This window comes from Kitasatospora putterlickiae (assembly GCF_039527695.1).
Taxonomy (GTDB): Bacteria; Actinomycetota; Actinomycetes; order Streptomycetales; family Streptomycetaceae; genus Kitasatospora; species Kitasatospora putterlickiae.
Genome location: NZ_BAAAKJ010000313.1, coordinates 22,075 through 26,008 on the forward strand (window position 1 = coordinate 22,075; position 3,934 = coordinate 26,008).

Below are 3,934 nucleotides of genomic sequence, written 5' to 3' on the forward strand. Positions count from 1 at the left end.
CTTCCGTCCCGGCCCTGGCTCAGGCGAGCAGGTCGGACTGGAGGGTGACCACCTGCCGGAACGCGGCGGCGGGCACGCCCCCGGGGTTGGTCATGGTGACGACGCCCACGAGGTCGCCGCGGTACAGGTACGCCAGCCGGTAGCGCGATTCGGCGCCGGGACCTTCGGACGGGGCCTCGCGGACCGCGAGGTCGACGATGTCCGGGGTGTCCCAACGCGGGGGCGTGAGCAGCCGGAGGCCGTCGCCGTCCTTCGGTTCGCCCTTGTCGCGGAACGCGGAGAAGACGGGCCGGGCCTCCTGGTGCGAACCGAAGGCGAGCAGCTGGATCCGGGTACGGGTGCCGTCGGAGGCGGTCCACTCCCGAACGGTGGCGGCCCGGCAGGCGTACTGGACCAGGAGCGCGCGAAGCTCCGCCGGGTCCTTCTGGTCGGCGGCCACGCCCGGGCAGTCGACCCAGCCGGGGAGGGCTCCGGGCGTGCCCGGACCCGCTCCCGGCGCCGGGAGGGCGGCCGGGGTGAGCGAGCCGCCGGCCTCCACCGGCGCGGGGAGGAGCAGCCGGCGCAGGTCCGCCGCGTGGCGGCTCTTGTTCTCCGCCGGGGCCGCCTTGCCGGAGGGCAGTGGCGGCAGGACCAGCGCGGGGAAGGTGTAGCGCCCGTCGCTCCTGGTGGCCAGCCCAGGGAGGTCGGTGCGGTCCGGCGCGGTGACGGCGAGCGCGCTCCCCGTCCCGGCCAGCACGCACACCGCGGCGGCGGCGCCCCACCGCAGCGCGGCCTTGCGGCGCCGGGCCGAGTGGTCGGCCCGGTCCTCGTCGGTCGGTGATCCGGTCGCGAGCGCGGTGAGCCGGGCGTCCGGCTCCGGGAGGCCGGCGGGGGCGTCGCTGTCGTCGGCGGTCATACGGAGGCTCCCGGGCGGGCGAGGCGGTCGAGCTGCTGGGTCAGGAGGGCGACGATCTTGTCCTTGGGCAGCGGTGACGTGCCCTCGGCGCTGAGCACCACCAGGAGGTCGCCCTGGGCGGCCGAGCACTCCATCCGGTCGAGCGGTGCCGACGGCGGCGCGGGCAGCAGGTAGCAGTGGGCCTCGGGGTGGCCCGGGACGGCCGGGCCGAGCCGGAAGAGCCCGGTGTCGCCGGTGAACAGGGCGGTGAACTCGTTCATCTTCTGCACCTCCTGCTGGTTGAACTGGTGCAGTGTGATCCCGAGGACGAGGTTCTGGTTCCGGTAGGTGCGCACACCGGTGGCCTTGACGTGCAGGTCCTCCCAGAGCCGGCGGTACTTCTCCTGCTGGTCCTTGGGGACGGGAACGAGGTCGTCGTCGAACTCGGCGGACAGCTGTTCTGCCGTCAACTCGGCGTCGTTGCCGTAGTTGCCGTCGTCCGGTCCGGGCTCGAAGCCCTGGGGCATCGGCAGCAGCAGGTCGCGCAGTGAGCCGAAGTGGTTGCCGTTCGATCTCGCGCCGAACGGCGTGGTGGTCGGGGTCGGGGTCGGGGCCGGGGCCGTCACCGTCGGAGCGGTGGCGACGGTGAGGGGGTCGTCGTACCGCACCTCGATGACGCCGACCCCGATGCCAACGCCGACCAGGGCGGCCGCCACGGTCGCGCCACCGGCGCGAAGGAGTCGGCGGGAACCGCCGGATCCGGGCTCCCGGGACTGGACGGGCGTCACCGTCCCGGTCTCGGGGAGTTCAGGACGGGGCTCGGTCTCCGTGCCGTCGGTCATACCAGCCGCTCCCACTGCCGCTTGCCGAGGTCCTTCACGACCTCGGAGTCCACCGGCTTCGTCCCGAACACCTGGACCTCCATTCGCACGGTGCCGCGCTGGGCGACCGCGACACCGGAGTAGTACCGCTCGGTGGTCTCGGCCCAGTACGACGGCAGGGGGTCGACCTGATAGCCGCCGTTGGCGTCGGCACTGAACGGCCGCAGGGCGGAGCGGTTCACGGCGGCGGAGTTGGCATGGTCGGCCGTGTACTGCGTCAGGGTGACCAGGACCCTCAGACCGCCCTGCGACCAGCTCACCTGAACCGCGCGCCGGAATCCGCCCACGTTCAGCATGTTGAACGCGCTGACCGTTCCGGCGCTCTGCTCGGCGAGCTCGCCGACCGTGATCCAGCTGGGCGTGTCCGGGTAGCCGTCCACCGGCTCGCTGCCGCTGGGCGCGGTGATCAGCAGCTTCCGCAGGTCGCCGTCGATGGCGAGCGGCGAGGGCGCGGACGCGGCGGCGACGGCCGGGTCCAGCACCTCGGACGGGTACGTCGGCAGCGCCACCTGGATCGGCGGCAGCGGCGTCGGCGGGCGGCTCGCCTGGATGGCGTAGCCGACGCCTGCGCCGGCGGCGGTCCCGAGCACCAGCCCGGAGACCAGCAGCAGGACCGGGCGCGGACGGCGCGGGCGCCGGGCGGGCGCGGGCTCGGCGACCGGCTCGGCGCCGGGCTCGGCGAGGGGAGGGGGCGGCGGCTCGTCGACGGGCGACGGCGCCACGGGTTCGGTGGTCACGCGGGGACTCCAGGGGAGGGGGAGACGGGAAAGGGCCAGGGGTGCTCAGCGGCCGGAGGTCAGCCAGTCGCGCTGGCGCTTCATCAGCTCGCTCAGCAGGACCTTGTCCGGGGAGCCCTTCACCTCGACGTCGACCGTGTACTGCACGTCGCCCTGGGTGGAGATGCCGGTCATCGAGCCGGAATAGGCCTCGTGCTTGGGCTTGTCGACGAACCCGCGGGCGCCGGGGTCGCCGGTGATCTCGATCGAGGGGAGGTCCCTCGTGTCGTTCTTGGCGAAGAACTCCGCCTGCGCGGCGCTGGTGAAGCGCAGCAGGGTGACGGTGACCTCGGCCTTGCCGTCCGCGGTGCGGTAGGTCCGGGTGACGGCGTCCTTGTAGCCGAGCTGGTGGAGGATGCGCACGATGTCCGTGCCGTCGTCGAACTGCTCGCTCATCTCCTTGTCGGTCAACTGCATGCCGTCGGCCGGGCCGTAGGACTCGCCGCCCGCGGGGATCGGGAGCAGGAAGTAGCGCAGGTCGCCCTCGTGCCGGCCGCCGCTGACGGTGCCCCGGACGGTGCTCGTCGGAGCGGGGACGGGCGCGGACGTGGACGGGGACGGCGCGCCGGTCGCCGGAGCGGTGGCGGTGGCGGTGGCCGAGGGCGACGCGGTCGGTCCGGCCGAAGTCGGCGCGGCCGCCGCCGTGACGGCGGGCCGGCTCTCGGGCCTGCCGACGGCCACCGTCACCGTGGCGCTGACCGCCGTCACGGCGAGCAGGCCCGTGGTGGCCAGCGCCACGGCCGCGGCGCGCGGCAGCCTCCGTCCGGCGCCGGCGCCAGTGGCGGTAGTGGCGGTAGCGGCGGGGACGGGGTCGGCGATGGGTGGCACGTGATCGTGCGCGGACAAAGGGATTCCCCCAGGGAAGATCAGGAAGGGCGCGCGCGGGCCTCTCATGGGCACCCGACTGCGGCTCTCACGGCCGCGCGTCGCGCGTCTGGCTGGAATTATGAGAGTGCGCCGCTTCCACCGCCAACAAGATCAATCACCACACTCCCCCCAAGGGCCGAACAAAGGGACGCGTCGTGATCGAACCGAAACCGAGCCGCCCGAGTACGGCCGGGCCGGGGGCCCGGCCCGGATCGGGCCGCAGCTGGTGGGTTCGAGCGGGAAAAATACCCCCACCCGTATACTGGAGGAGAGGAAGAAGCCCTCTTCCACCCGGATGCGAGGAGTCCTGAGATGTGTCGACGTACGACGTGCCGGAACTGCGGCAAGGCCACTTACGCGGGGTGCGGCATGCACGTCGACCAGGTGCTGGCCGGGGTCGCCAAGGCCGACCGCTGCTCCTGCGACCGCGACGCGCGGAAGGGCGGGGGCTTCTTCGCGAAGCTGCTCGGCCGACGCTGAACCAGCACACGCACACGCACACGATCGGGCCGTGCCGGGAACCCCCGGCACGGCCC

5 protein-coding genes are annotated in these 3,934 nt (G+C 73.5%); 1 reads left to right on the plus strand and 4 read right to left on the minus strand.

Annotation, left to right across the window (positions count from 1 at the left end; all coding sequences use genetic code 11):
* Positions 1-19 precede the first annotated feature (19 nt).
* Genes ABD308_RS29775 through ABD308_RS29790 form a run of 4 tightly spaced genes read right to left on the minus strand, consistent with a single transcriptional unit; the run spans position 20 to position 3,269 of the window.
* Positions 20-895 carry a hypothetical protein gene (locus tag ABD308_RS29775; protein WP_344341641.1) on the minus strand — a complete coding sequence of 292 codons (876 nt, stop codon included), beginning with the start codon at positions 893-895 and terminating at the stop codon, positions 20-22.
* A complete protein-coding gene (locus ABD308_RS29780; protein ID WP_344341644.1) occupies positions 892-1,716 on the minus strand; it encodes a hypothetical protein in 825 nt (274 codons plus the stop codon). Before ABD308_RS29780 ends, ABD308_RS29775 begins: the two co-directional genes overlap by 4 nt.
* Positions 1,713-2,492 carry a hypothetical protein gene (locus ABD308_RS29785; RefSeq protein WP_344341647.1) on the minus strand — a complete coding sequence of 260 codons (780 nt, stop codon included), beginning with the start codon at positions 2,490-2,492 and terminating at the stop codon, positions 1,713-1,715. Before ABD308_RS29785 ends, ABD308_RS29780 begins: the two co-directional genes overlap by 4 nt.
* A 45-nt stretch (positions 2,493-2,537) precedes the next feature.
* Complete coding sequence (locus tag ABD308_RS29790) at positions 2,538-3,269, minus strand: hypothetical protein (protein ID WP_344341650.1); 732 nt, start codon at positions 3,267-3,269, stop codon at positions 2,538-2,540.
* 441 nt (positions 3,270-3,710) lie between these two features.
* Between ABD308_RS29790 and ABD308_RS29795 the strand changes: the two genes are divergently transcribed.
* Complete coding sequence (locus tag ABD308_RS29795) at positions 3,711-3,878, plus strand: hypothetical protein (protein WP_344341653.1); 168 nt, start codon at positions 3,711-3,713, stop codon at positions 3,876-3,878.
* Positions 3,879-3,934 lie beyond the last annotated feature (56 nt).

Coding starts and splice junctions, on each gene's coding strand:
- ABD308_RS29780 (WP_344341644.1), bottom strand. CDS start 1,716: ATGACCGACGGCACGGAGACCGAGCCCCGTCCTGAACTCCCCGAGACC.
- ABD308_RS29775 (WP_344341641.1), bottom strand. CDS start 895: ATGACCGCCGACGACAGCGACGCCCCCGCCGGCCTCCCGGAGCCGGAC.
- ABD308_RS29795 (WP_344341653.1), top strand. CDS start 3,711: ATGTGTCGACGTACGACGTGCCGGAACTGCGGCAAGGCCACTTACGCG.